This is a genomic window from Streptomyces sp. NPDC104226 (assembly GCF_055584085.1).
In genome coordinates this window covers 705,244-731,192 of record NZ_JBVJMS010000003.1, presented here as the reverse complement: position 1 = coordinate 731,192, position 25,949 = coordinate 705,244, and the positions used below count along the sequence as shown (strand labels likewise).

The window sequence follows — 25,949 nt, the reverse complement described above, 5'->3', positions numbered from 1 at the left end:
GTCACACTCTCGGCATGGACGACGACGCAACGGACAACCACCTACGTACCACCGGCGCGCGCGCCGGATCGCACGCCGAGGATCAAGCCCGGCAAGCCGGGGACCGAGCCGAGGACCACGCCGGGGACCGCGCCGGGGACCACGCCGTGGTCCTCGGCGCGGGCATGGCCGGACTGCTGGCCGCGCGGGTGCTCGCGATGAGGTTCTCCCGGGTCACCGTGATCGAACGGGACGAACTAGCGCAGGGGGAGCCGGTGTTCAGGCCCGGCATACCCCAGTCGCGGCACACGCACGTGCTGTGGGCGCGGGGCGCGGAGCTGATCGAGCGGATGCTGCCGGGCACCACCGACAAGCTGCTGGCCGCGGGGGCGGCCCTGCTCGAATCGCCGCGCGACTTCCTCTGGCTGAGCCCGGCCGACTGGTTCGGACCGGTGCCCGGGGCCAAGGTCCTCCTCGCGAGCCGCGAGCTGCTCGACGGGACGGTGCGCGGGGAGGTCCTGCGCAACCCCCGGGTGCGGATCCGGGGCGGTGCGACGGCCGCCGGACTCGTGGCCGGGCCGGACGGCCGCACGGTGACCGGCGTGCGGCTGCGCGACGGCGAGGAGCTGGCCGCCCGGCTCGTCGTCGATGCGACCGGCCGCACCTCGAAGGCTCCCGCCTGGCTCACGGACATCGGCCACCCGGCGCCGGCGGTCACCCGCTACGACTCCCATCTCGGTTACACCAGCCGCTACTTCGAGATGCCGGACGATCCGGACCGGAGCTGGCAGGGCGTGTACGTGCAGGGCCGGCCTGACCTTCCGCGCGGCGGCGTGCTGATGCCGCTGGACGCGAACCGCTGGCTGGTGACCCTCGTCGGCAACGGCGAACACGCCCCGTCCGCGCGGGAGGAGGAGTTCCTGCCGTTCGCGCGCAGCCTGCGCAGTCCGGCCCTGTACGACGCCATCCGGGACGCGGTCCCGCTGTCCGCGCCCACCGCCTTCCGGAACACGGCGAACGAGTGGCGCCACTACGAACGCCTGGAGCGCTGGCCGGCCGGATTCGTGGTCCTCGGCGACGCCGCCTGCCGGTTCAACCCCGTCTACGGACACGGCATGACGGTCGCCGCGCTCGCCGCGGAGGCGCTGGCCAAGGAGATCCGCACCCTGGATCCGGAGCAGATCGCCGCGGCCTCCCGCCGGATCCAGCGCCGGACCACCGCCGTGGTGGCCGTGCCCTGGCAGATCGCCACCAGCGAGGACATGCGGTACGCGGTCACCGAAGGCCCCCCGCCGGACGGGACCACGCGGATCCTGCAGCGCTACATGGCCCGGGTGATGGCGGGCGCCAACACCGACCCGGCGATCGCCGCCCGCTTCTTCGGAGTGCTCTCGCTGACCCGCCCGCCGGGCACCCTCATGGACCCCGTCACGATGGTCCGCGTCCTGTCCAGGCCGCGCCTCCCGGACACCCCGCACACCACCGCCTACCCGCCGCACCACGGCCCGCCCGCCGAGCGGGGGGCGCGCCGAGGCGTGTAGGGCCATCACGTGACCCCCGTGCGCCTCCCGGCCGGACCGGCGGTTCTCCGCCGGTCCGGCCGGGAGCGCGTTCACTTCGACGGGGTGAGCTGTACCGTCGTCAGGGCTCCGCCCGCGGCCTCCTTCACCACCGTGAGCCGGGTCCCGGTGTCCGGCACCTTGACCCCGAGCTGCGGCAGCTGCGCGTTCCAGTACGTCCCGTGGCGGTCGTCGAAGACCGGTACGCCGCTCCGGGCCGGGATCACGGTCGGGACGCCCGCCTTGTGCAGGACGATCCGGTCGCTCCTCCCGAGGGAGAAGGGCGCGTCGAAGGTCTGCGCACGCGCGTTGAGCAGCGTGCCGTCCGCGTGGGTCAGCGGCGCCGGACGGGAGTCGACGGGCAGCAGCATGCCGCCGCCGGGGTGCGCCTTGGTGGTGTTGTCGCTGTACGCCGTGTCCCAGAGCCAGATCAGCACGCCCTGCTGGTACGGGTAGAACTCCACCTTGTCGCCCGTGAAGCCGAAGTTGTACGGCCCCGTCCGCAGCAGGTTGCCGTAGCCGGTGTAGCGGCGGTTCTCCACGAAGTACGCCCGCGGGTGCTGCTCGCTGCCCGTACGGCCCTCCGTACGGGACCACTTGACCGCCGTCCAGCCGTTCGCGCCCTGCTCCGCCCCGTCGCGCAGCAGCACCCGGCCGTCGTCGCCGGCCGTGACGCGGATGTCGTCGAAGGTGACGCCCTTGCCGTGGGTGTTGCTGTCGGAAGTGACGCGCAGCCGCAGCTGAATAGCCTTGCCCGTGAACTGTCCGAGCGGGACCGAGAGGTGTGTCCAGCCCGCCGAGGTGCCGGAGATGCCCTTCGCCCCGATCGGCGCGGCGTCCACCGTGCCCGGCAGCGCCGTCCAGGCGGCCCCGCCGTCCGTGGAGGCCTCCACCGTCAGGTAGTCGAAGTCCTGCTCGATGTCGTACCAGAGGCGGGCGTCCAGACGGGCCGGTGTCCCGGCCGGGACACCCGTGAGGTCGACGGGGCGCGTCAGGGTGTTGTCCATGAAGTCGCCCGTACCGCTCCACCACTGGCTGGCGCCCTCGTACGGGTCGACCAGCTCGGTGGTGGTCGAGGACGGCGGCAGGTGCACCAGCAGGGCCTGCGGCTCCTCGGTGTTGTAGCCGGACACCCCGAGCGTCGCCCGCGTCGTGCGGCCCGCGTCGGCCTCCGTGTACCGGAGCCAGCCCAGCTGCAGCTTGCTCCACGGGTCGAGGTCGCCCGGGAACTCGCCCGTGGAGTTGCGGCCCCTGCCCAGGTAGGACGCCGAGGACATCAGCGACCAGAAGTTGACGCTGTTGTCACCGTCCGAGCTGTAGAGGTCCGGCAGGCCCAGATCGTGCCCGAACTCGTGCGCGAAGAGGCCCGCGCCGCTGTTCTCCCCGCCGGTCAGGTAGTCACCGGCCCAGATCCCGGTGTCGCCGACCGGGGTGCCGCCCGCCTTGTTGCCCGCCGGGCCCGCGCTGCCGGCCTGGTTCCAGTACGCGAACCAGCGGTGCGCCCACACGGCGTCCTTGCCCTGTGCGCCGCCGCCCCAGGTGCCGTCCTTGCCCGCGTGGACGACGACGAGGTGGTCGAGGTAGCCGTCCGGCTCGTCGAAGTTCCCGTCGTGGTCGGCGTCGTAGCGGTCCCACACGTCGTACTCGGCGAGCTGCGCCTTGATCTGTTCGGCCGTACGGCCCTTCGCGCGCTCGGACTTGTACCAGGAGTCGGTGGCGTCCCGGATCATGTCCCAGTTGGTCCGGCACTGGCCGGACTCGGAGCAGTTGTCGGTGCCGTAACGGGCTTCGTTCCAGGGGAGTTTGACCCAGTCGGTCACCATGCCGTCCATGTCGTACCGGCCGGAGGACTGGAGCCGGTAGTAGGCGCGCAGGGACGCCGACTGCGGGTCGGTGGAGAAGAACTGCTTCTCGTAGAAGGACCGGTCGAAGTCCTTGCGCCACAGGGTGTGGTTGTCGTCCTTGGCGGGCTTGCCGATCGTGTTGTGCGCCGGGCCCGGGGTGCCGCCGAAGCGCGGCTTGCCCTCGAACTCCGTGGTGTTGTCCACCTGGTCGCCGAACTCGGCGAGGATCACGAAGACCTTGTCCTTGCGCTCCTGGGCCAGTTCGACGTACCGCTTGCCGATCTTGGCCTTGCGCGGCAGCCTGCCGTCGGCCTCGGCGCGCAGGCCGCCGGGACGGCCCGCGGCCACCTCTTCGAGGGCCTGGCGGCGCAGGGCCTGCCGCTGGAGCTCCAGGGGTGCGGGCGGCGGGGCGGCCCGGTCGGTCTGCTGCTGCCCGGCGGGCGCCGACGTCGGCGACGGGGTCGGGGGCGCGGTGGCGGCGAGCGCGGGGGCGGCGAGGAGGGCGAGTGATATCGCCGCTCCCACCGCAGCGAGTCTGCGCAACGTAGCGGGCCTTTCTGGAGGTTCCGGTCGGTCGGGTTGGCGCCGGAGCGGGAGTAATATTTCACATGTGACAGGTGATTGATAGGTGTCGGGCAGGGTGGAGCAGGAGGACCGAGAAGCGTCTCCGAGCAGCCGAGGGCGTGCGCCCCGGCCCCTTCGAACTCGACGTTCCGAGGGCCCCGTTCGCCGCGCGGCGCTATCGTGCCGAGCGGGGGCGACGGTGCGAGGGGGGCGGAACCGCGATGCGATTTCTGTTTGTGCACGGCACGGGGGTGCGGCGCGAGCGGCACGACACGCTCTTCGCCCTGGTCCGGGACCGGCTGACCGCCCGGTTCCCCGGGGCGGCCGTCGACTCGTGCTTCTGGGGGGAGCGGTACGGGGCCACCCTCGGCGCCGACGGGCGTTCGGTGCCCGGACTGGGCGCCCCCGGCACGCTCCCCGGGCCCCACGAGGAGGAGATCGCCGAGTGGGGGCTGCTGATCGCCGACCCGCTCTGCGAACTGCGGGTCCTGGCGGAAGCCGGCTGGGACACCGCGGCCGGCGGCCACCCCGATGACGACTTCGACGACGACCCCGACGGGGACGCGTTCGCCATGCCCGGCGTGCAGTCCGCGGGCGACCGCGTGCTGGAGCTGCTCGGCGCGGTCACCGGGGGCCCCGACGGCAGCGAACAGGCCGCCCTGCTGCTCGGCACCGGCCTCGCCGCCGGATTTCCCGCCGCCCTGGACAGCGTCTCCCGTTCCGCCGAAGCCGCCCGCGCCGGGGAGCGGGCCGCCGACGAGGCGCAGGCCCGCGAGCTGGCCAAGACCCTGGCCCGCGCGGTGACCGCCGCCGCACTCGCCTCGGCAGGAGCCGAGGCCGACTGCACCGGAGCCGAACGCGACCGCCTGGTCGAGCTGATCACCGCCCGCCTCGGCGGCGACGCCAGGTTCCCCGGCGCCCGCGCCGCCGCCGTCCTCGGCCGACTCGCGCTGCGCGTCACCACCCAGCCCCTGCTCAACGCCTGGCGCGGCTCCCTCACCGTCGGGGCCACCCCCGCCCTCGGCGACATCCTGCGCTACCAGGCCCGGGGCGCCGACCTCCGCGCGTTCCTGCACGAGCGGATCACCGCCGAGCCCGGGCCGACCGTCCTCATCGGCCACAGCCTCGGCGGCATCGCCCTGGTGGACCTCCTCGCCCTCGCGGCCGCCCGCGGCGAGCCGGTGCCCGGGGTCGAACTGCTCGTCACCGTCGGCTCCCAGGCCCCCTTCCTCCACGAACTCGGCGCCCTGGCCGGGGTCGTTCCGGGCACCAGGCTCCCGTACGCCTTCCCGCGCTGGCTCAACGTCTACGACCGCCAGGACGTCCTCTCGTACCTCGCCGAGCCCGTCTTCCCCGGCGACCCGCGCGTCAGCGACCAGGAGATCGGCAGCCGCCAGCCCTTCCCCGCCTGCCACAGCGCCTACTGGAAACAGGACGCGCTCTACGCACGCATCGAACGGGCGGTGGCCGAAGCGGAGATCGGGTGAACCCCCTCGACCCGCTGCCCTCCGAGCTGGGGCCGCGCACCTTCGCGCTCGTCGCCGGGGTCGAGACGTACGAGATCAGCCGCCACTGGAACCTGCGCGGCCCGGCCCGCGACGCCCTGCGGTTCGCCCGCTGGCTCACCGGTCCGGGGGGCGTGCCGCCGGGCCACGTACGGCTGTTGCTGTCCCCGCTCGACGACCCGGACTCCCTCGACTGGTCGGCCTCCGCCGGCCTGGAGGCCCTGCGCGACACGCACCGCCCGGCGACCGAGGCGAACACGAAATCGGTGCTGTTCGAGGAACTCCCCGCGTGCGACGGCGACGTGCTCGTCATCTTCTGGGCCGGACACGGCTACACCGAACCGCACCGCGGTGACCTGATGCTGCCCTCCGCGGACGCCCGGACCGGCCAGATCCGCCACCTCAACCTCGACTCCGCACTGCGCTGGTGGCGCACCAGCCTCGTCAGGCGCCAAGCCTTCCGCTACCAGGCCGCCCTGGTGGACGCCTGCCGGGTCGACGCACCCCGCGAGGCCCGGTGGAACTTCGGGGCCAACGACTACGGCGGCGGCGCCACCGTGCCGGGGCGCCGCCAGTTCCGGCTGTACGCCTCCCGCGAGGGCGAGGCCGCGAAGAACGACGCCGAACGCGGCGCCGGCCGCTTCACCGAGGAACTCCTCGCCGAACTCGGCGAACGCCCGGTGCACGAGGCCGTCACCGGTCTCGCCGACACCGCCCGCTCCATCCACCGGACCTTCCTCGGCCTGCGCGCCCGCGGCGAGGGCTGGCAGCTCCCGCAGTTCGTCGTGGACCGGAACTGGGACGCCTCCTCCTTCCTCGACGACGACGTCCCCGGGCTGGCGCCGCCGCGCGCCGGCCGCCTCGACCAGAGCGCCTGGGACGGGCTCGGCGAGCTCTTCGAGGGCCGCGACCTGCCGCGCTGCGCCTACGAGGCGTACCTGTGGGCCTTCAAGGCCGCCGGCTGCGCCGCCCCCGCCCGGGGCGGGCTGCCCGCCGACAGCCTGCTGGAGGTCGCCCAGGACCTGGACGAACGCCACGGCGGCCCGGACGGGATGCCGCTCGCGGTGCCCTTCGTACGGTTCCTCGCGGAGCAGGGCGCGGCGGGCGACGAGCGGTGGGCCGCCCGGGTGCGCGACTGGGTGCGCGCCACCCGCGAACGCCTCGGCCTGCCCGCGCTGCCGCCCCCGCCCCCGGCCGCGCGCCAGACCGCCCTGCACGTACGGCTGGAGACGCCGCCGGGCGGGGAGGACGGCTTCCACGCCCGGATGTGGCTGCGCCGGGAGGCGACCGAGCACATCTGGGAATCGGAGGGGGAGCCGGTCCGGCTCGACGCGGTACGGGACGCACTCGTACGGCAACTCGGGGCGGTGGCCCGGGCGTGGGGCGCCGACGCGGAGGCCGGGCGGCTGTCCGGCGCGGTGGAGCGGATCGAGTTCCACGTGCCGTACGAGCTCCTGGACCTCGACTTCGACCAGTGGCAGGTCCCGCGCGGCCCGGGCGGGCGGACCCGGCCCCTGGGCGTGGTCTACCAGGTGGTGGTGCGCTGCCCGCAGGAACGGGAGGACACCGGCGCGGAATGGCGCGGCAAATGGCGGTGGCTCTGGGCCCAGGGCGGCCGGCATCCGGACGCGGTCCGGGTGGTGGCCGACGCCGACGCGGGCGACGGGCTCGGCATGGAACTGGGCGCGGGATCGGCACCCGCCTGCGTACTGGCCCACACCCGGACCGGGGCGCGGACCTCGGCGGTGGTGGAGGCCGTCCTCGAGGGCGGCATCCCGGTGGCCCTCTGGCACCGCCCCCCGACCCCACCACGGCCGGGCCGGGCGGGGGGCGCGGGGGGTACTGGCGGGGCCGGGGGTGCGGGGAGTGCCGGTGGCCGGGGGAGTGCCGAGGGTGCCGGAAGTGCGGGTGGTCCGGGGAGTGCCGAGAGTGCCGGAAGTGCCGGTGGTGCCGGTGGTGCCGGAAGTGCGGGCGCGGCCGGGGGTGTCCGCCCGGACGGGTTCGCGGGTGATCTGCTCGCGCTGCTGGCGCCGGCCGGCGAGGACGGGCGGCCGCCCGACCCCGGCACGCTCGACGTGCTCGCACTGCCCGCCCGCGTACGCGCGGTGCGCCTGGCGGCAGCCGTCGCGGGCGCGGGCACCCCTGCCGCCTATCGCCGACAGCCTCCGGGGGGAGACCGGTTGGTCCTCCTGTGGGACGATCCCGACGACACCCTCATCCTCCGGTCCCTGGCTTGAACCCGATGCCGACACCCACACCGATGCCCGCCCCGACTCCGACTCCGACTCCGGCCCCGCGTCCGGGGCCGGCTTCCGCACAGATCCCGATGACCGCTCGCAGCGACGGACCGTGATACCGACGATGGAGGCAGAGGCCGTGGTGAAGGACTGGTGGCTGTACCAAGGGACCGGCGAGGCCGCCGAGCGCCGGGCCAGGCTGGAGGCCGGACCGCCACCGCCCTGGCGGGACTTCGAAGGCGTCCCCGATCCCGGGTACGCGCCCCCCGGCTGCGAGGGGCCGGCCTGGGAGCGGACCTGGCGGCGCGGCGAGGGCTACGTGCCCGACGAGTTGGAGAAGGACGTGGTCAACACGGCCCTGCACCTGCGGCGGCCGCTCCTGATCACCGGCAAGCCGGGCGTCGGCAAGTCCACGCTCGCCTCCAGCATCGCCGCCGACCTGGGCCTCGGCCCCGTACTGCACTGGCCGGTCACCAGCCGGACCGTCCTGCGCGACGGCCTCTACCTGTACGACGCCATCGGCCGGCTCCAGGAGGCGGGGCTGGAGCAGCTGCGCACGCCCGGCGCCGAGCCGCCCGCGGCCCGCGCCCTGGCGGCCACCGCCTCTGCCGCCGACCCCGCCTCCGCCGCCTCCACCGCGGAGGGTGGTCCCTCCATCGCCCGCTACCTGCGGCTCGGCCCCCTCGGCACCGCCCTGCTGCCCCAGGACCGCCCCCGCGTCCTGCTCGTGGACGAGATCGACAAGAGCGACATCGACCTCCCCGGGGACCTCCTCACCGTCTTCGAGGACGGCGGCTTCGTCATCCCCGAGCTCGCCCGGCTCGCCAAGGAGGCCCCCACCGTCGCCATCGGCACCGACGACGACACGGAGGAGGCCGTCCGGATCTCCCAAGGCCGCGTCCAGTGCCGGTACTTCCCCATCGTCGTCCTCACCAGCAACGGCGAACGCGACTTCCCGCCCGCCTTCCTGCGCCGCTGCGTCCGCCTCCACCTGGACCCGCCGGACCCCGACAAGCTCGCCCGCATCGTGCGCGGCCGGCTCGGCGTCGACATCGAGAACAGCGACGAGTACCGGGATCTGGTCCAGAGCTTCCTGGAGCGCGCCGAGGACGGCGACCTTGCCACCGACCAGCTCCTCAACGCCATCCAACTGCGCCTGGCCGGCGCCTGGTCCGCGCCCGGGGACCGCGAGCGCTTCCTCGACACCGTCATGCACCACCTCACCGGGCCCTCCGCGTGATCGAGAAGCTCCTCGCCGCCCTGGCCGAAGGCGCCGAGGACAACGGCCCGCGCCCCGGGCTCGGGGCGGAGGAGATCGCCGACATCCTCTGGCTCGCGACCCGGGTGGACGCGGCCGCCCGCGGCGAGCCCCCGCAGCTGCCGCTGCCGGCAGAGCCCGAACCGGCCCCCGATGGGCCGGAGTTACCCGTCTCGGAACGCGGCGGCGGTGGGAGCGGCGCCGGCGAACCGGGCGTCCAGTACTTCCCGGCGGCCGGCGCCGCTCCTGTGCCCGCCGCCGGCCGGGCCGCCGGAGGCGCCACCCCCGCCGGCACCCCCGGCCCCGCAGCCGCGCAGGCTCTGCCGCGACGGGGCACCGCGGTGCGGCTGCCGCGCGCCGCCACCCTGGACGACCCGCTCGCCCTGATGCGCGCCCTGCGCCCGATCGGCCGCCGCAGCATCGGCGGCCCGGGGGAGGAGCTGGACGAACAGCTCACCGTCGAGCGCAGCATCGAGCGGATGGTGCTCACCCCGGTCCTGCGCCCCGCCGAGAGCCGCTGGCTGGACGTGGCCCTGGTCGTCGACGCCCACCCCTCGATGCTGCTCTGGTCCGACCTGGTGGAGGAGGTCCGCGGGCTCCTCACCCGCAGCGGGGTCTTCCGCGACGTACGGACCTGGCGGCTCACGGGCACCGGCCCCGGCGGCGTGCCCATGGTCGCGCACCATCGCGACAGCCCGCCCCGCAACCCCCTGGAGCTGGTCGACCCGGCCGGCCGGCGCCTGATCCTGGTGCTCTCCGACACGGTCGCCGGCGGCTGGCGCGAGGACCCGCTGCGCGGTGTCCTGCGGCAGTGGTCGGCGCACAACGCCGTGGCCGTGCTCAACGTCCTGCCCGAGCGGCTCTGGACGCGCGGGGCGGTCCGGCCGGTCCCCTTCGCCGTCCGCGCCGACCGGCCCGCGGCGGCCACCCGCTCCTGGCAGCGGGTCCCGATGACCCGGCGGGCGCGCGGCGGCGGGGCGGTGATCCCGGTCGTCGGCATCGCCTCCGGGAGCCTGGCCCGGCTGGTGCGGGTGGTGTCCGGCGACGGCCGCTGGCGGCGCCTCGCCTGCCTGCGCCTCGACGCGGAACCCGCGCGCGAAGCCCCGTACGGGACGCCGTCGGGAGTCTCGAAGTTCCTCCAGGACCCCCTGGAGGCGGTGGAGCGCTTCCGTGCGAGCGCCTCCCCGACCGCCCAGCGCCTCGCCGACCACCTGGCCGCCGTACCGCTCACGCTGCCCGTGATGACCCTCGTACGCCGCTCCCTGCTGCGGGACTCCGAGCACGGGCACCTCGCGGAGGTGGCCCTGGGCGGACTGCTCGCCCCGTGGGACGGCGAACAGGCAGCCGACGCGGTCGAGTTCGAGTTCCTGCCGGGGGTACGGGAGGCCCTGCTCGGGTCGCAGCTGCGCGGTGACGTGGCCGCGGTACGGGAGCTGGTCCGGCGGCGCGTCGGGGAGTACATGTCCCGCAACCGCGGCACCGGCCCCGACTTCACGGCGATCCGCCGCGGGCCCGGGGGCGGAGGGCGCCGCGAACTGGCGCCGGGGGCCATGCCGTTCGCCCAGGCCACGGGACCGGTGTCGGGCCTGGCCGGCCGGGTGGTCCGGGTCCGCTTCGAGCCCCACGCCGAGCCACAGGCCGTGGGCCTGCTGCTGTCGCCCCGACTGGTCCTGACGGTCGACGGGGCGTCCCCCACCCCGCGCACGGACGTCTTCGCCTGGGTCAGGGCCGGAGGCCGGGAGGTCCTGTGCCGCCAGGCCTGGGGGGACGGTGCGGCCCCCCAGGCGCTCCTGCTCGTCTCCGACGTGGACCTCGTGGACCCGGCGGACGGGACGGAGCCGGCCTGGGCGACCCCGAGGGGGCACCTCGTCGTGGACGGCACGACCGACCAGGGCGAGGCGGTGGCGCTGACCGGCGAGGCCGTCTCGTACCCGGGGGAGCGCAACGGGGAGATCGTCCGGCTGTCCGCCGAGCCGGAGGCCTGGACCCTCTACGTCGGCTCCCCGGTCTCCCAGGACGGTCTGCTGGCGGGCATCGTGCACACGGTGCTGCCGGACCGGATGGTGTTCCTGACCGGTCAGGCGCTGTTCGATCAGCCCGGATTCGGCGACGCCGTGGCGGCGTACGCAGACGCCGGGAACGAGATCTCCGGCGTCTGCATGGCCGTTCGGCCCGCCGGGGCCATGGGGCCGGAGATCTTCGAGCTCCTCGAACTGGCGAGGAGGGACGGCGAGGTGCTCGGGCCCCTGTCCGCGCTGGAGGACGGGGTCGTGATCCTCCCGATGGCCGATCCCGGAGCCCTCGGGAAAGCGGGGACGGTGCTGTCCGAACTGCCCGCGGCCATGTCCCGGCTCCGGGCCGGCTCCGGCGCGCGGGAGATCTCGCTGGGAGTGGCGCTGGCCAGAGGGGAGTTCTGGTTCGACGAGGAAGGAGCGCACGGACCGGCGGTGGAGGAGGCCCTGCACCTGGTCCGCACCGAGGCGCTCGGCGAGCGGCTGAACGCGGCCCGTCCGCGGGGGGCGATCATCCCCGTGACGGGCCCGTCGCTCCTCGACGTCACCACGCTGGGAGCCCTCACGGTCGAGCCTGCGGAGCCGGGACCGGAGACCGGCCCCCACGGGCGCGCGTGGATCCTGCTCGACGACGCGGCACAGGCGGGGCGGCTGCTGCGCGACGTGGAACTGATCACCGGCGACCCGGCCATCGGCTGGTCGCGGTGCCGGTACGGGAGCCCGGGAGATCCGGCCGGGTGCACCGGCATCCGCCTGCCGGGCCGCCCGCTCTGCCTGGCCCACGTGACGGAGCCGGACCGGGCGAGGTACCTCGCGCTGATGGCTCCCGGCTCGCGGGTGGACATGCGGGGCACCACCTTCGCCGACGGCCTGCTCGAACGGCTGCTGTCCGTGCTGCGCGACCCGGAGACGGGCCACGTGCGGATGGGGGCCGCGCGGTTCGACCGGGCACGCTTCGTCGACGACTGGTCCCTGCCGGGAGGCGAGTTCGAGGAGCGCGCCTGCTTCGACCGGGCCGTCTTCGAAGGCGGGGCGGCCTTCGACACGGTGCACTTCAAGGGGAGTGCGTCCTTCGGCCGGACCGACTTCCGGCGTGGGGCGACCTTCGACGCGGCCCTGTTCGACCGCGAAGCGAGGTTCGTCAGGGCGGACTTCGGGGGCAATGCCGGATTCGCGGAGGCCGTGTTCGCCGAAGGTCTCGACATGACCCGGGCCGAGGTGTGGGACAGGGCACGGATGGGCCGGATGCGGGTGCGGGGGGCCGCCGAGCTCGGACGCGCGGTCTTCCACGGCCACGGCGACTGGAGGGGAAGCACCTTCCAGGGGCCCGCCACCTTCGAGTCCACCGTGTGGGGATCCGCCGCGGTGTTCGATCAGGTCCGCTTCGAGGGCCCGGTCTCCTTCGATCAAGCGACCTTTGCCGGACTGACCTTGTTCAAGGGCACGTTCTTCGCGGACCGGGCGACCTTCGCCGAGGCCGACTTCGCGGACCACGGGGAGTTCATGAACGCGACCTTCACCGACCCCTCGGGGCTCCCCGACGCCTGGCGGCGTCTCCTGCCGTCGTCGGGGGCCGCGACGTTCACGCTGGGCGGCGCCGGAGGGGCCGGGCCGGCCGGGCCCTGAGCTACCCGCTCCGCCGGAGCAGGAAGAACAGGCTGGGCCCGAAGTTGAGGGCGGCCAGCGGGCTCTGGATGCGCTGCTCGACCGCCAGCAGGCGGTCCTCGCCCACGCTGCGCTTCAGCCGGCCGCTGCGCATGTTGGACACCGACAGCTTGTCCTCGACGCGCAGCCCGGCGTCCGCGAACTGTCGTACCACGGTGTCGGGATGGTGGTTGACGAAGGGAATGCCGCCCTCGGCGGCCTTCTCGGCGGAGCGGATGTCCACGGGAGCGCGCGGGATGCCGCGCAGCCGCTTCGCGTAGCGCAGCTTGTTCAGCATGTGCGCGGAGTTGGCCACCTCGATCAGGGCGCGGCCGCCCGGCTTCAGTACGCGGGCCATCTCACGCAGCGTCGGGCCGGGGTCGGGGAGGTGGTGCATGACGCGGATCATGGAGACGAGATCGGCCGATCCGTCGTCCAGCGGAAGGTGCCCGGGGCGCATGTGGTGGGCCGTGATCCCGGGCAGACCGGCCAGCAGCCGTCCGGCGATGGCCACGTGCTTGGTGCTCGGGTCGAACATCATGACCCGGTCCGCGTACTCCTTGAGGACCGGGCTCAACCGCCCGAACCCGCCGCCCACTTCGCAGACGAGTCCGTACCGGCTGTCGCCGATCAGACGTCTGACCGCGGCCAGCTCCGCGGCGTGCTCGTAGTCGCGCCCCTGCCAGTAGGCGACGTAGTCCTCCGACTCGTCGTCGTACTGGTCGCCCCGCGCCGCTTCACCGTCGTCCATGTGCCGCCCCCCGATGTGTACGTGGGGCGCATCATCTCGGCGGTCGCGGGGGGAGGGAACGGCTCCGGCGTGTGGATGCTGCGCGGATTCCCGGGTGCGGGGCCCGGAGGTCCCGCACCCGGGTCGCACCCGGGTTGCCGGGGGCAGGGGGTCAGGCGGTGGGCGGGACCCGTGCCGGGCGGCCGGTGCCGCGGGTCAGGCGGTAGCCGCCGATGCCCGCGAGGGCGGCGAGCACACCGCCGGCCGCCGTCCAGAGCCAGCGGTCCGACCACCAGGTGCCCGACCAGCCGTCGGCCGGTGCGATGCCGGACGCCGTACCGGCGCCGGGGACGAGCGGCGCGGCCAGGGCGTTGTCGGCCGCGTAGGCGCCGCCGACGTCCTGGGCCTCGGCCCGCACGCGGGCCCGTACCGGCTGGCCGAGGTCCTCCGGCGCGAGGTCGGTGACCGTGAGCCGGAGGTAATAGGCGCCGGGCAGCGGGTCGTTGGCCCACTGGTCGGCGCCCGATCGGACCGGACGCAGGGTGCAGGACAGGTCGACGGTCGCCGCGTCCTTGGCGGCCGTACCGGTCTGCGTGCCGTACATGCAGGGCTGGCGGCGGCGCAGGCCGTCGTACACGTCGAGCTGCCACGTGGAGGCGGAGTGCCGGCCGGCCGCGGCGGGCAGGGTGACCGCGGCGCGCACGGTGGCGCGCTGTCCCGAGTCCAGGGGGAGCACCCAGTAGAGGTAGTCGCCGGTGGAGGCGTCGGCCGTGGCTCCCTCGTCCAACCGGAGCGGGGTGGCGGTACGGAAGGCCGTGCCGGCTTCGGTCGGACCCTCCGCGCCGCCGCTCGGGCCGGGCGACGGCGAGGCCGCCACCCCGAACAGGCCGCCGCCCACGAGCAGGGCGGCGGTCAGCACGCGGCGCACGCGGTGCGCGCGTCGTCCGCGAGGACCGGCCGGCCCGGTGGACGGGGCATCGGTTCGTTCACGTCTCAGGGCACTCATCAGTTGGTCCTCCAGACCGCGATACGCCAGCGGGAGACCCAGCCCCACACCAGTCCGGCGAGGAGGCCGGTGAGCGCCAGTACGCCGAGCAGCCACCAGCCGCGCCCGAGGCCGAAGGAGGCCACGTCGGAGGCCGTGTCCGGGCCGTCCACCACGTCGATGGTCAGCTCGACCGGCATGCCCGGGGTGGTCTTGACCGTGGCGGGCGCCGAGAAGGAGTTGCTGACCTGGAGGCAGACCGTCTCGGCCGGCTCCTCGTCGTCGGAGCTTCCCGCCTTGGGATAGCGCAGCCCGGACGAGATCAGGTCGGTCCGCCCGTCACCGGCTTCCTGGCCGCGTACGATCTCCCGGCCGCTCAGCGTCGTGGCGCGCAGCAGCACGCCGTAGTCGTTGTTCACCGCGCGGTCGGCGCCGATGCTGACCGAGGCCCGCAGTTCCTTGCCGGGCGCCACGGAGACCCGGTACCAGCGGTGCTCTCCGAAGCTTTCGCGGTCGCTGTAGAGACCGGGCTTCAACTCCGGTGCTCCCGTGCACTGCTTGGCGCCTTCGGTGGCCACCGGGTTGACCACGGGAGTGGCCGCGCGACCGACCAACTGCCTCACTCTGCCCGAGAGTTCGGCCGTGTGCTGGACGGAGGTGTACGTACCTCCGGTGGCCTCGGCGATGCAGATCAGCTGGTCGCGGGTCTTCGCGTCGGGGACGAGCCCGAGCGTGTCGATGACCAGGTGGATCCCCTTGGCCGCGATGTCCCGGGCCACTTCGCAGGGGTCGAGCGGGGCGCAGGTGTCCTCGCCGTCGGTGATGAGCACGATCCGCCGGGTGGCGTCGCCGCCCTTCAGGTCCTCGGCGGCTCCGAGCAGCGCCGGCCCGATGGGCGTCCACCCGGTGGGGGCCAGCGTGGCGACCGCCGTCTTGGCCTCGGTCCGGTCCAACGGGCCCACCGGATAGAGCTGCTTGGTGTCCTTGCAGCCGAGGGCCTTGTCGGGGCCGGGATAGTTGGCTCCCAAGGTCCGTATGCCGAGCTGCACTTCGTCGGGTACCGCGTCCAGTACCTCGTTGAACGCCTGTTTCGCGGCGGACATCCGGGTCTGCCCGTCGATGTCCTGTGCGCGCATCGAGCCGCTGACGTCGAGCACCAACTCGACCTTGGGCGCTTCCTTGGCCACCGGTTCCCCGGCGGCGGCACCTGCCGGGAACAACCCGGCAGCGAGGGTGACGAACAGGCCGCACGCACTGGCCCTCACCCATCTTCTAGTGATCATCGCCGGATCGTATTGAGATTCCCCGCACCCGCCAAACCGAGCACCTGTTCCGTCCCGTTCCCGCCGGGGAGCCGGTGGGTTCGGACGCGTTACGAGGCCGGGGCGAGGGTTCCCGCGCGGAGTCCGCGCAGCGTCTGGATGCCGGCCGTGAGCCAGGCCAGTACGAGGAACACGTAGAGCCCGCCCGCGAGCCAGGCGCACGCGGTCAGCCCGGTGTGCCGGGCGAGCCCCTCCGCGCCGGTGACGCAGGTGCCGACGGGGAAGGTGAGGGCCCACCAGGTCATCGAGAACCCCATGCCCTGCCGCCGGGCCCGCAGGACCACCGCGCCCGCCAGCGCGAACCACAGCAGGGCGAAGCCCATCGTCGGCACCCCGTAGAGCACCGCGAGCATCCGGAAGCCCTCGGCGTAGGGGGCCGGGAGCACCTGCGGCGCGGCATCGGCGAAATTGTTCGCCGCGGTGGTGGACTGCCCCAGCGGGCCGAGCACCAGGAACAGCGTGGGCGTCAGGGCGAGCGGCAGCCGGGGGCCGGCCAGCAGGCGCGCGAAGACGATGGGCAGCAGGCAGAGCGTCGCCAGCAGGCTCATGCCGAACATCGCGTAGCAGCCGAGCAGGAGGGCCTGCTGCCACTGGCCGGCCGGCAGGTGCGGGACCAGCAGGGGGCCGAGCGCGGCGGCGACCATGGGCGCGACCACGGGCAGGATCCAGACGGGTGAGGCGCTGCCCGGCTTCAGCTCGTGCCGCAGCGCCATCAGATAGGGGATGGCGGCGGCCACCAGCAGCCCGACGGCCGTACCGGCGGTGTACAGCACCGCGTCCACGGCGACGGCCGCACCCGTGCCGATCCAGTCCTTCCCGACCAGCAGCGTGCCCGCTCCCACGGCCAGGAGGGCCATGGAGAGGCATCCGTAGAACGGCGCCACCGTCGGATCGAGCAGATGGGCGCGCGCCTGGTCGCCGTGGCGGGCCCAATGGACCGTCCGGGTGATGAGCAGCACCGCCAGCATCACCGCGGACAGGGCCCAGACCACCGTGCAGGCCGTCCGCAGGCCCGGGAACTGCCAGGGGAGGGCCACGCCGGCGTTGGCCACGATGGCCGTGCCCATCACGCTCGCGTACCAGTTCGGGCCGAGCCGCCGCACGCGCGAGCCCGCGGGACCGGTCACGGTGGGGAGCGCGGCGCGGGTCCGGGAGGGTGCGGTCATGTGTCAACGGTGACCCGCACCGCTCACCCCGACCAGTCGGTGCCCCGGTGGCCGGGTGGCCCGGTGCCCCGGTGGCCTGGACCGGCTAGACCGGAGAGGGCTCGACGGAGGACCACCCCTTGGCGGTCGGGGTGAAGACGATCCCGCCCACCACCAGGAAGCCGAACGCGTCGTCCGCTCCGGGGCGGACGCCGCCCGGGACGGTGAACCGGCCGGTCTGCTTGCGGGAGACCAGGTCGATGACCACGCCCGAGGTCCGGCACCGTACGTACGCGAGTCCGTCGGTCACCACCACCGCGTTCGAGGCCTCCGGGCGCTCCGGGTCGGTGCACTCCTGCGCCAGCGGAATCCGCCACACGGCCCCGCCGGACTCCTGGTTGAGTTCCATGAACCCCGGCTCGCCGCCCGCCGCGGTCGCCATCAGGTACACCTTGTCCCCGGCCACGGCCGGTCCGGACAGCGTGGTGCCGGCGTACGGGAGGTCCGCGCTCCGCCGGCGCGCCGGCTCACCGCGCAGCACGCCGGCCCCGTTCTCCTTGTTGCACAGGAAGACGGTCGCCCCGCCCTCGTCCCGGCCCAGCGTCAGCCCGCGCGTCTCGCAGATCCCGGGCATCGTGAAGCGGGTGCCGTCCTGGGGAGTCCCGAACGGCAGTTTCTTGCCCGTGGCCGCGTCGAGGGCCGTCACGAAGCTCTCGAACCTCATGTCGGCGTCCTGGGCCCGCCCTTCCACGTACACCCGGTCGCCGTCGACGCGCAGCGCCGGATAGCCGTCGGCGGACCCGGACGACCCGAACGCGGCCTGCGTCCACAGGACCTTCCCGTACCGGGTCTCCAGCGCGGTCACCGCGCCGGACATGGAGACGACGAACATCCGGCTGCCGTCCGCGTCCAGCACCGGCCGCCGCAGCATCTCCTTGGTGGGGTACTCCCAGCGGGGGGCGCCGTCGGCGAGGTCCACCGCGGTGATCCCCCTCCGGTCGAGCGCGATCACCGTGTGGGTTCCGGCGGTCGCTCCGGGGGCCACCATCGGCGCCTGCCCGTCCACGGGGCCTTCCACCAGTTCCCCCCAGAGCATCTTGCCCGTCGCCGCGTCGAACCGGCTGAGGGCGGAGGCCTTGCCGGGGCGGGGCGCGGTGCACACCAGGGAGGACTCGGCGTACGCGCAGGACCCCATGTCCTTGTCGCCGTCCCAGGCCCGCCACCCGGCGGGGCGCCGGGCGGGCGCGTCCGCGTAGGCACGGCTGCCGCCGGGGCTGCCGCCCTCGGTGGCCACGTACGGGGCGAGGGACCCGTGGGGGGACGGAGCGGAGGGGGCGGGGGTGGCGGAGGGCCCGGTCGAGGACTCGGGGGAGGAAGCGGGGGCCTTCGTGTCGTCCCGCGCGCTGCCGGGCGGCGGGGAGAACCGCAGGTAGAGCCCGCCGCCGGCCAGCAGCGAAGCCACGAGCGCCGCTGCGAGGAGAGCCCGCCTGCGGGGCATGCGGGGCTTGCGAGGCCGCCGGGGACGCCCGGCCGGCACGTCTCCGGCGGGGCCGGTGGGCGGCCCGGACTGCCGGGTGAGCGCCCCCTCGGTGTCCTCGGATCCGTCCCCGGACACGGCGGGCGATTCCGGGCCGCGGGAGTCGGTGCCGGAGCCGGAGCCGTGGGGGGCGCCGGAGTCGTCGGCCCCGGCCCAGGGCTCCACTGCGTCGCCTTCGGCGCCTGCATCGCCTCCGACGCCTGCATCGCCTCCGACGCCTTCGGCGCCGGCCCGCGAGCCGGTCCAGGTCCCGGATCCGAGCGGCTTACGGGCCTCCCCGCCGGGGCTGTCGTGCTCGCGGAGCGGGCTCTCCCAGTCGGCCGCCGGGATCGATGCGAGCACGGCCAGCAGCTCGTCCGGTCCCGGGCGGACGGCCGCCTCCTTGGCCAGGCAGGCCCCGACCACGGCCCGTAGCGAATCGGCCAGACCCCCGATGTCCGGGGCGTCCGACACCACGCGGTAGGCCGTCATGTAGTGCGATTCGGCGTGGAAGGGCCCCCGCCCGGTCGCGGCGAACACCAGCACCGATCCCAGCGAGAACACGTCCGAGGAGGGCCGCACCCGCGCCGGAGCCGACAGCTGCTCCGGCGACATGTACGGCGGAGTCCCCAGGATCTGCCCGGTCGAGGTCAGCGTCTGCTGCCCGGCCGCCCGCGAGATCCCGAAGTCGATCACCCGCGGCCCGTCGTCCGTCAGCATGACGTTGTCCGGCTTCAGATCGCGGTGGATCACCCCGGTGGTGTGCAGTTCGCGCAGCGCCTCCACCAGCCCGAGCGCCAGAACGCGCAGCGCGCTCCCGCGCAGCGGCCCGTCCGCCTTCACCCGGGCGCCCAAGGTCCGTCCCGGCACCAGTTGGGTGGCCATCCAGGGCCGCTCCGCGTCCGGGTCGGCGTCCACCACCGCCGCGGTGAAGGCCCCGCTCACCCGCCGGGCGGCCGCCACCTCCTGCCGGAACCGGGTCCGGAACTCCGGGTCGTCGGCGAACTGCTGGTGCACCAGTTTCACCGCGACGAGCCGCCCCGAAGCGGCCCGCCCCGAGTACACCGTCCCCATCCCGCCGGAACCCAGCCGGGAGATCAGGACATATCCGCCGATCGCCCGCGGATCGCCGTCCCGCAGTGTCATGTCCCGCCCCGCCCCACCGACTACATCCGTCGGCGGCACCCTATCCCGGACCTGCGCACTCGTACCCCGAAGGCACTCCCCGGCCCGCCCGGATCCGTCGTGCGGGTCGGGTTCACCCGCCGATCCGGTAGCCGGGCCGCGGGAACCGCGCATCGCAGGCGCGCGGCGGCAGCCCGGCCGGGCGCGCCGAACGCGCGCCTAACCACTGGCTAACCGGCGTGCGGGCAGGCTGGTCCCCGGCGTCGGCCCGGAGGGAACAGCGGCGGCACGGGCGAACGGAGCGGGACGCGATGCGGGTGCTGATGGGCGAGGACGAGCGGGAACCGGCCCCGGAGCCCCGCGACGCGGGCCACGGATGCCGTCCGTGACCCGGTCCCGCTTCCCGCTCGGGCCCGGCCGCAGCCGCCTGCCGCTGCGCGGCCGGCTGACCCTGGTGACCACGGCCGTCTTCGCCGTGCTCGGCTGCGGGGTGCTGGTGCTGAACTGGCTCAGCTCGCGCCAGCTCATCGAAGCCAACCGGGACATCGTCATCGCGTCCACCGGAATGCCGGAGGCGCAGTTCCCCGATCCGGGGGTGACCGACGTGCCCCCGGGGACCGCCGACCTGCCCCCCGGGTCCACACAGGCCGCCCGCACGGTGACCCCGGCCGAGGCCTTCGACGACTTCCAGAACGCCATCCTGGGCGACCTGCTCACCCGCTCCGCGCTCCTGCTCACCGTCTTCACGGCGCTCGCCGCGCTGCTCGCCTGGTGGGCGAGCCACCGCTCCCTGCTCCGGCTCCATCAGGTGACCGGGGCCGCACGCCGGATCAGCACCGGCAGCAGCCTGGACGAGCGGCTCGCGCTGACCGGTCCGTACGACGAGATCCGCGAACTCGGGGACACCTTCGACGCCATGCTCGACCGGCTCGACCGGAGCTTCACGGCCCAGCGGAGCTTCACCGCACACGCCTCGCACGAGCTGCGCACCCCGCTGACCGTCCTGCGCACCGCACTGGAGATCCCCCTGGCCCAGGGACGGGTCCCGGACGACCTGCGCCCCGCCGTCCTGCGCGCGCTGGACGCCAACGTGCGGATCGAGCGGCTGATCGCGGCCCTGCTGACCCTGGCGCGTGCGGAGAGCGCCGCACTGGCGCTGCGTCCGGTGGATCTGGCGGACACCGCCCGGGCCGCCGCGCACGACCTGGCCGAGGAGGCCCGTACGGCGGGGGTCCGGGTCACGCTCGACGCGGCGGACGCGCCGGTGGACGGGGACCCCGCGCTGCTCCGGCAGGTCGCGCTCAACCTGCTGGCCAACGCGGTGCGCCACAACCACCCCGGCGGCACCGCCGTGATCGCGACCGGCACGGCGGGCGACCGGATGTTCCTGGAGGTCTCCAACACCGGCCCGGTCCTGCCGCCGGAAGAGGTGCCCGCCCTGTTCGCGCCGTTCCACCAGGGCCGGGAGCGGGGCAGCGGATTCGGGCTCGGGCTCGCCGTGGTCCGGGCGATCGGCGACACGCACCACGGCGAGATCGTGGCGACGCCCCGCGAGGGCGGCGGTCTCACGGTCCGCGTCCTGCTGCCCGGCCGCGACCAGGGTGCGGACGGGCCGGGTTGACCTCGGCCGGTACGGGTTACCCCACGGGCCCCGGCTGATCCGCTCCCGGCTGATCCGCCCAGCGGTGTCTGATGTTGATGAGCGAGGCCTTGGCCAGGACCACGGGATTCAGGAAGCGCACCGGGCCGATCAGCCGGGACGCGAACAGGTGCATGTGCCGCGCCATGGCCGCGTCGCGCGCCGCCGCCGCGAACACCAGCTCCTCCCCGGCGTTGAACGGACGGGACTTGGCGAAGTCGATCGCCAGCGCCTGGTGACCGCGCAGGGTGCGCTGGTGCTTGCCCGCGTACCGCTTGAGCGACCTGCCGAGGTCGCCCCGGCCGGCCGCGGCAGGGGCGACCGCCTCCGCCAGCCAGCGCGCGGACTCCAGGGCCCACCCGCATCCCACCCCCCACAGGGGGTCGCCGGTCAGGGCGGCGTCGCCGATCAGGGCGAGGCCCGGTGCCGTGGGCTTGCGCAGGTGGAGCGGGTAGTCGACCGTACCGATGATCTTCGAGACCCGCTCGGCGGAGTCGATCGCCGGTGCGTCGGGCAGGGCGCGGACGAAGGCGGCGAAGCTGCCCTCCAGGTCCTCGCGGAACTCCGGCAGCCGCTTCTTGTCAGGGAGCACCGCGAGGACGGTCACACCGTCGTCGTTCGGGAACGCGTAGGCCATGTCGGGTTCGAGGAACCAGGTCTGACCGATGCCGTCGCGCAGCGGCAGGTTGCGGAAGTGGGCGAGGTAGCCGAAGCGGTTGTTCGGATGCGTCCAGGTGCGCATCCCGGCGTGCTTGGCCACGGCCGAGTCCTTGCCGTCGGCGCCGACCACCAGCCGGGCCCGGATCTCGCGCTCGCCCTGCGGCGTCGAGGCGTGCACCCCCACGGTCCGGCCGCCTTCCCGGACCACTCCGGTGACCTGGTGGCCGAGGAGCAGATCGACGCCCGGGGTCTGCGCGGCACGGGACCTGATCAACGGGTCGAGGGTGCTGCGGCGGACGTTGTACGCGAACGGCAGCGGGGGTCCGCCCGGCGCGGGCTTCGGCTCGATCCACCCCCAACGCGTGTACCAGCGCGCTTCGTTGTGCACGGCTCCCGCCTTCTCCAGGGCGGGGACGAGGCCGAGCTCGTCCAGGACCGGGTAGGCGTTGGCCGTGATGGAGTGGGTGCACAGCACCTTGTACGCCTCGGGGTCCGAGCGCCGTTCCAGCAGCGCGACGCGGACGCCGCGCCGGGCGAGCAGCATCGCCGCGGCGCTGCCGGCGAGGCCGGCTCCGCTGATGACGACGTCGTAGTCGTGTTCCGCGCTCTCAGGCCTGGGCATGCGCTGATCGCCCCCTTCGGGGTGTGGTGCCGCTGACGGGGAGGTGGGAGTGGTGCAGCACCCACTGGTGTCATGCTCATGAAGTCTTGTCAAGATCGCGCCGGTCCGGAGGCGCGGACGCAAACGCGGTGGTGGCGCCGGGAACGTCCCGGTTAGCATCCGAAGATGACGATGCCGGCAGACAAGCCCCTCCAGGACGCCGTGCGTCGAGGCGACCTCGACTGGCCGGCCCGCCACCTCGACCCACAGGTCTGCCCGCCGGCCGCCTTCGAACTCCTCGTCCGGCACGAGGACTCCCGGCTGCGTCACCTCGGGCTGACCCTGCTCGCCGAGCGCGTCACCTCGGGCCGGACCGGCGACGAGCGCGAGATGGCCGAGCTCGCGGGCCTGCTCCCGGTGTCGCCGGAGGGCACGCCGGAGGAGGCGCTCCTCCTGGCACGGCTCCACGAACGGCTCGGCCCGTACCTCCGGGGCCACCACCGGCCGTCGTGGCGTACGGCCGGGCTGCCGGTACGGGTACGGATCGCCTGGCTGCGCGCCGAGATCCTGAACGAGCCCGCGGTGATCCGGAAGGAGCCCCGGGGCGAACTGCTCTACCAGGCCCTGCGGGAGACGACCGCCACCGGGGCGCACCGGCCCGGGCGGCTCGTGGACGAACTGGTGGGCAGCGGCGACCCGGTGATGGAGGAGGAGGGGCTTCGGCTGGCCCGGCAGGCACTGCACGCCGGCCTGCTGGCCCCCGTACGGGTACGCGCCCACGTGATCGGGCTGCTCGGCAGCGGCAGCCCGGCCGTCGTCGCGGCCGCGCTGAGGGAACTCGCCGAGCCCTGGGCGGCGTTGGAGCCCCTGCAGGCGGGGCGGCTGTCGCCCTTCCTCGCCGCCGCATCGGCGAGCACACGGCCCGGGACCGCCGATGCCGCACTCACCGCCGCGGCCCACCACGGACACCGCGGCCTGCTCCGGCAGGTCATCGACGATCCGGAGCTGCCGCCGGGCCTTCGCCGGCGCGCGATGGAACGCATCGGCGACCTGGCGGACCGGGGCGACATCGGCGAACTGACCGCGATCGCGGCACGGGACCCGCTGCTGTTCGGAGCACCCGCCGTGACCTGCCTGCGCGGGCTCCACCGGCGCGGGCACTTCCCGGACGCCGCGCACGTCCCGTCCGTCATCGGCCTGGCGCTGGCCGATCACTCGATTCCGCCCGGCGAGGTCGCGACGATCCTGTTCACCTGCCGCCACGAGACGCTCCGCGTCCTGGCCGACGCGGCCGCGGGCGACCCGAGCTGGCCGCGCCGACTCGCCCTGCTGGTCGCCCTGGCCGGACAGGGGGCGCCGGACCTGGAGATCGGGGACGCCGTCACCCGGCTCCTCCCCTCGGCTCCCGCGCCGGGGCCGTTCCTCGACGCCCTCCGCGCGCTGCGCCACGCGGATGCCGAAGACGCCGTGATCGCCCTCCTTCCCGCGGCGCCCGCAGCGGCCCTGGAGACCCTGGAGGCCATCGGCGGGCACCGGACGACGGCGGCGCTGCAGGAAGGGCTCGGGCTCGGCGCGACGGAAGGAGCGAGAGAAGGCGCGAGGGAAGGCGCGAGGGAAGGCGCTGAGGAGGGCGCGGGGGAAGGCGCCGAGGAGGACGTGGAGGGCGGCGCGGGAGAGATCGCCCCGCATCTCCGCGCCGTACGCCACCGCGCGCTGGAGGTGCTGTGGCACCTGACGGACGATCCGTCAGGGCGCCGCGCCCTCCTCGTCCGCCTCGATCCCGTCGATCTGCCGACCCGCATCGCCGCGGACCTCGGCGGGCCGGACGAGCGGGAACTGGCCCTCCTGAGTTCCCATCTGGACCCGGACCAGCCGGTGGCCGCCTTGTGCCGACTCGCCGCACACGGCGGCGCGGGGACGCTGCCGGTCATCGCGGACCTGCTGCTGCGGGTGGTGGCCGACGTGGCGGCGGCCCGGGAACCGGGCGCAGCCGCCCCGCTCCGCGACGCCGTACACCAGGCCGGAGCGCCGGCCGCGGAGCAGTGGTGGTTGCCGGCCCGACAGGAGCCCGGGGAGCCCGTGGTACCCCAGCAGATCCTGGACGCCGTACACGGCCTGGGCCGCCGGCTCCACGAGCGGGGACGCGTCAGGCCGGCCTGCCTGCTCGACGCGCGGACACCGGACGAGGCGGGGCACGCCCTCGTCGCGACCCTGGCGCTCGATCTGCTGGACCGGCCCGGACTGTCGAGCGGTGAACAGGCGCTCCTGCTCGAACTGCTGCTCCGAGCCCCCTACGCGCGCACCCGCGCGCGGGTGCACCGCCTGCTGCGGCACCGCGACCGGCACGTGCGGGGGCACGTGATCGCGATCCTCGCCCGCGAGGCCACCGGAGAAGACGCGCAGGCACTGTCGGCGACGCTGATCACGCTCACCACCGCCCAGGACGTCCAGACCGTCCGGCAGGCGCTGCTCGCCCTCGGCCACGCGCGGGCCCGCTGGGCCGCCACCGCGATCGCCGCATGCCTCGGCCACCCGAACATGAACGTCAAGAAGACCGCCGCGCAGGTCCTGGTCGCCGCGGGCACGCCCACGGCGGTACCGGCGCTGCTCTTCTGGCTTGGACACCACGACAATCCGGGCCTGCGCGGCACCCTCGTCGCGGCGTTGCGCGCCGTCCTCGGTGACGCGTACCCGGCGACCGTCCTCGCCGCGGCCGAGCACAGCGACCACGGCCGTACCCGCGAACTGCTGCTGGCGGGCCTCGACGGCGCCCTGCCGGTGCGCTCGGTCCTCGCCCTGGACGAGCAGGCGTCACCGGTCGCCCCCACCCTGCTCGCCCTGGTGGCGAGCGGTCGCGTCGGCCTCGTCTCCGGGACGGCCGAGGACCTGTCCACGGCCCTGGCCCGCCACGGGATCACCCCGGCCGCACCCCGGTCGGCGGCGGACACCGGAGCGGAACGCGACGTCGACGCGCTGGCGGCGCAGGGCTGGCACGCCCCGACCGCGCTGCGCCTCAGCACGCGGCACGAGCAGCTGCGGCCCTTCCGGCTGCGGGAGCTGCGGCACCTGCTGCCGGACTGGCTGCGCCTGGCCGCCGCCGAACCCGCCGAGCGCGCTGCCGTCCTGCGGCTCACGCTCCGGCTCTGCCCCGCGCCGTGGACGGCCGGGGAACGGGCGGCCTTCGCCCGGTCCACCGCGGTCCTGCTCGACGGGCTCGCCGAGGCCCCGGCGGAAGACCGGCACGGCCTCATGGCCGTACTCGGAGCGATCGCACCCACCCTGCCCGCTGTCGAGAAGCAGGCCGTCGCGGCGGCGGTACGCGCACTGCCCCGCGCTCCCGCGGACGGCCCGTCGGCGCTGACGCTGCTGCGGAGCCTCGGCGCGGTACTGGTCCGGACCGACCTCGAACAGGCCATGGACGCAGCCCGGTCGGGCGCAGGCCCGCGGCAGGCCGAGACGGCTGTGCTGCGGGAGGCGTTCGGCGCACCGGAGTCTCAGGACGGGGGCGGGGCCGGAGCCGGAGCCGAGGCCGAGGCCTGGCGCGCCGAGCTGGAGACAGCCGTGCGCACACCGGCCGCCCTGGAAGAGTTCCGCCGAAGCTGCCGCCAGGCCGACGGCGCCCAA

At 74.7% G+C, this 25,949-nt stretch carries 14 protein-coding genes; 7 read left to right on the top strand and 7 right to left on the bottom strand.

The window, feature by feature from the left end:
• The first annotated feature begins 14 nt into the window (after window positions 1-14).
• Window positions 15-1,520 (top strand): NAD(P)/FAD-dependent oxidoreductase, encoded by a 1,506-nt coding sequence (locus tag ACZ60J_RS13175; RefSeq protein ID WP_469681416.1) that lies wholly within the window; start codon window positions 15-17, stop codon window positions 1,518-1,520.
• A gap of 71 nt (window positions 1,521-1,591) precedes the next feature.
• Here the strand turns inward: ACZ60J_RS13175 and ACZ60J_RS13170 are convergent, their stop codons facing one another.
• A complete protein-coding gene (locus ACZ60J_RS13170) occupies window positions 1,592-3,907 on the bottom strand; it encodes an immune inhibitor A domain-containing protein (protein WP_469681414.1) in 2,316 nt (771 codons plus the stop codon).
• 260 nt (window positions 3,908-4,167) lie between these two features.
• On the opposite strand from ACZ60J_RS13170, the gene ACZ60J_RS13165 reads away from it, so the two are divergent.
• The 4 genes from ACZ60J_RS13165 (at window position 4,168) to ACZ60J_RS13150 (ending at window position 12,584) form a co-directional block, all read left to right on the top strand.
• Window positions 4,168-5,433 (top strand): hypothetical protein, encoded by a 1,266-nt coding sequence (locus tag ACZ60J_RS13165; protein ID WP_469681412.1) that lies wholly within the window; start codon window positions 4,168-4,170, stop codon window positions 5,431-5,433.
• Entirely contained in the window at window positions 5,430-7,688 is a 2,259-nt protein-coding gene (locus ACZ60J_RS13160) for a VMAP-C domain-containing protein (protein WP_469681410.1), read from the top strand. Before ACZ60J_RS13165 ends, ACZ60J_RS13160 begins: the two co-directional genes overlap by 4 nt.
• A 124-nt stretch (window positions 7,689-7,812) precedes the next feature.
• The gene (locus ACZ60J_RS13155) at window positions 7,813-8,928 is read left to right on the top strand and encodes an AAA family ATPase (RefSeq protein ID WP_469681408.1); all 1,116 of its coding nucleotides are present in this window, start codon (window positions 7,813-7,815) and stop codon (window positions 8,926-8,928) included.
• Window positions 8,925-12,584, top strand: a complete 3,660-nt coding sequence (locus tag ACZ60J_RS13150; protein ID WP_469681406.1) for an SAV_2336 N-terminal domain-related protein — start codon at window positions 8,925-8,927, stop codon at window positions 12,582-12,584. The genes ACZ60J_RS13155 and ACZ60J_RS13150 overlap by 4 nt, the downstream gene beginning before the upstream one ends.
• A 1-nt stretch (window position 12,585) precedes the next feature.
• On the opposite strand, the gene ACZ60J_RS13145 is transcribed toward ACZ60J_RS13150, so the two are convergent.
• The 5 genes from ACZ60J_RS13145 to ACZ60J_RS13125 form a co-directional block, all read right to left on the bottom strand.
• Entirely contained in the window at window positions 12,586-13,353 is a 768-nt protein-coding gene (locus ACZ60J_RS13145; protein WP_469681404.1) for a class I SAM-dependent methyltransferase, read from the bottom strand.
• 151 nt (window positions 13,354-13,504) lie between these two features.
• The gene (locus ACZ60J_RS13140) at window positions 13,505-14,338 is read right to left on the bottom strand and encodes a hypothetical protein (protein ID WP_469681402.1); all 834 of its coding nucleotides are present in this window, start codon (window positions 14,336-14,338) and stop codon (window positions 13,505-13,507) included.
• The gene (locus ACZ60J_RS13135; RefSeq protein ID WP_469681400.1) at window positions 14,338-15,600 is read right to left on the bottom strand and encodes a VWA domain-containing protein; all 1,263 of its coding nucleotides are present in this window, start codon (window positions 15,598-15,600) and stop codon (window positions 14,338-14,340) included. Before ACZ60J_RS13135 ends, ACZ60J_RS13140 begins: the two co-directional genes overlap by 1 nt.
• An 89-nt stretch (window positions 15,601-15,689) precedes the next feature.
• Window positions 15,690-16,805 (bottom strand): TDT family transporter, encoded by a 1,116-nt coding sequence (locus tag ACZ60J_RS13130; RefSeq protein ID WP_469681398.1) that lies wholly within the window; start codon window positions 16,803-16,805, stop codon window positions 15,690-15,692.
• 85 nt (window positions 16,806-16,890) lie between these two features.
• Window positions 16,891-19,446 carry a protein kinase domain-containing protein gene (locus ACZ60J_RS13125; protein ID WP_469681396.1) on the bottom strand — a complete coding sequence of 852 codons (2,556 nt, stop codon included), beginning with the start codon at window positions 19,444-19,446 and terminating at the stop codon, window positions 16,891-16,893.
• 364 nt (window positions 19,447-19,810) lie between these two features.
• On the opposite strand from ACZ60J_RS13125, the gene ACZ60J_RS13120 reads away from it, so the two are divergent.
• The gene (locus ACZ60J_RS13120; protein WP_469681394.1) at window positions 19,811-21,046 is read left to right on the top strand and encodes a sensor histidine kinase; all 1,236 of its coding nucleotides are present in this window, start codon (window positions 19,811-19,813) and stop codon (window positions 21,044-21,046) included.
• 16 nt (window positions 21,047-21,062) lie between these two features.
• On the opposite strand, the gene ACZ60J_RS13115 is transcribed toward ACZ60J_RS13120, so the two are convergent.
• The gene (locus tag ACZ60J_RS13115; protein WP_469681392.1) at window positions 21,063-22,346 is read right to left on the bottom strand and encodes an NAD(P)/FAD-dependent oxidoreductase; all 1,284 of its coding nucleotides are present in this window, start codon (window positions 22,344-22,346) and stop codon (window positions 21,063-21,065) included.
• Between the two features lie 165 nt (window positions 22,347-22,511).
• On the opposite strand from ACZ60J_RS13115, the gene ACZ60J_RS13110 reads away from it, so the two are divergent.
• Window positions 22,512-25,949: HEAT repeat domain-containing protein (locus ACZ60J_RS13110; protein ID WP_469681390.1), on the top strand; the 3,438-nt coding region annotated here is incomplete at its 3' end.

Coding starts and splice junctions, on each gene's coding strand:
- ACZ60J_RS13175 (WP_469681416.1), top strand. CDS start 15: ATGGACGACGACGCAACGGACAACCACCTACGTACCACCGGCGCGCGC.
- ACZ60J_RS13130 (WP_469681398.1), bottom strand. CDS start 16,805: ATGACCGCACCCTCCCGGACCCGCGCCGCGCTCCCCACCGTGACCGGT.
- ACZ60J_RS13115 (WP_469681392.1), bottom strand. CDS start 22,346: ATGCCCAGGCCTGAGAGCGCGGAACACGACTACGACGTCGTCATCAGC.
- ACZ60J_RS13155 (WP_469681408.1), top strand. CDS start 7,813: ATGGAGGCAGAGGCCGTGGTGAAGGACTGGTGGCTGTACCAAGGGACC.
- ACZ60J_RS13135 (WP_469681400.1), bottom strand. CDS start 15,600: ATGATCACTAGAAGATGGGTGAGGGCCAGTGCGTGCGGCCTGTTCGTC.
- ACZ60J_RS13140 (WP_469681402.1), bottom strand. CDS start 14,338: ATGAGTGCCCTGAGACGTGAACGAACCGATGCCCCGTCCACCGGGCCG.
- ACZ60J_RS13145 (WP_469681404.1), bottom strand. CDS start 13,353: ATGGACGACGGTGAAGCGGCGCGGGGCGACCAGTACGACGACGAGTCG.
- ACZ60J_RS13165 (WP_469681412.1), top strand. CDS start 4,168: ATGCGATTTCTGTTTGTGCACGGCACGGGGGTGCGGCGCGAGCGGCAC.
- ACZ60J_RS13125 (WP_469681396.1), bottom strand. CDS start 19,446: ATGACACTGCGGGACGGCGATCCGCGGGCGATCGGCGGATATGTCCTG.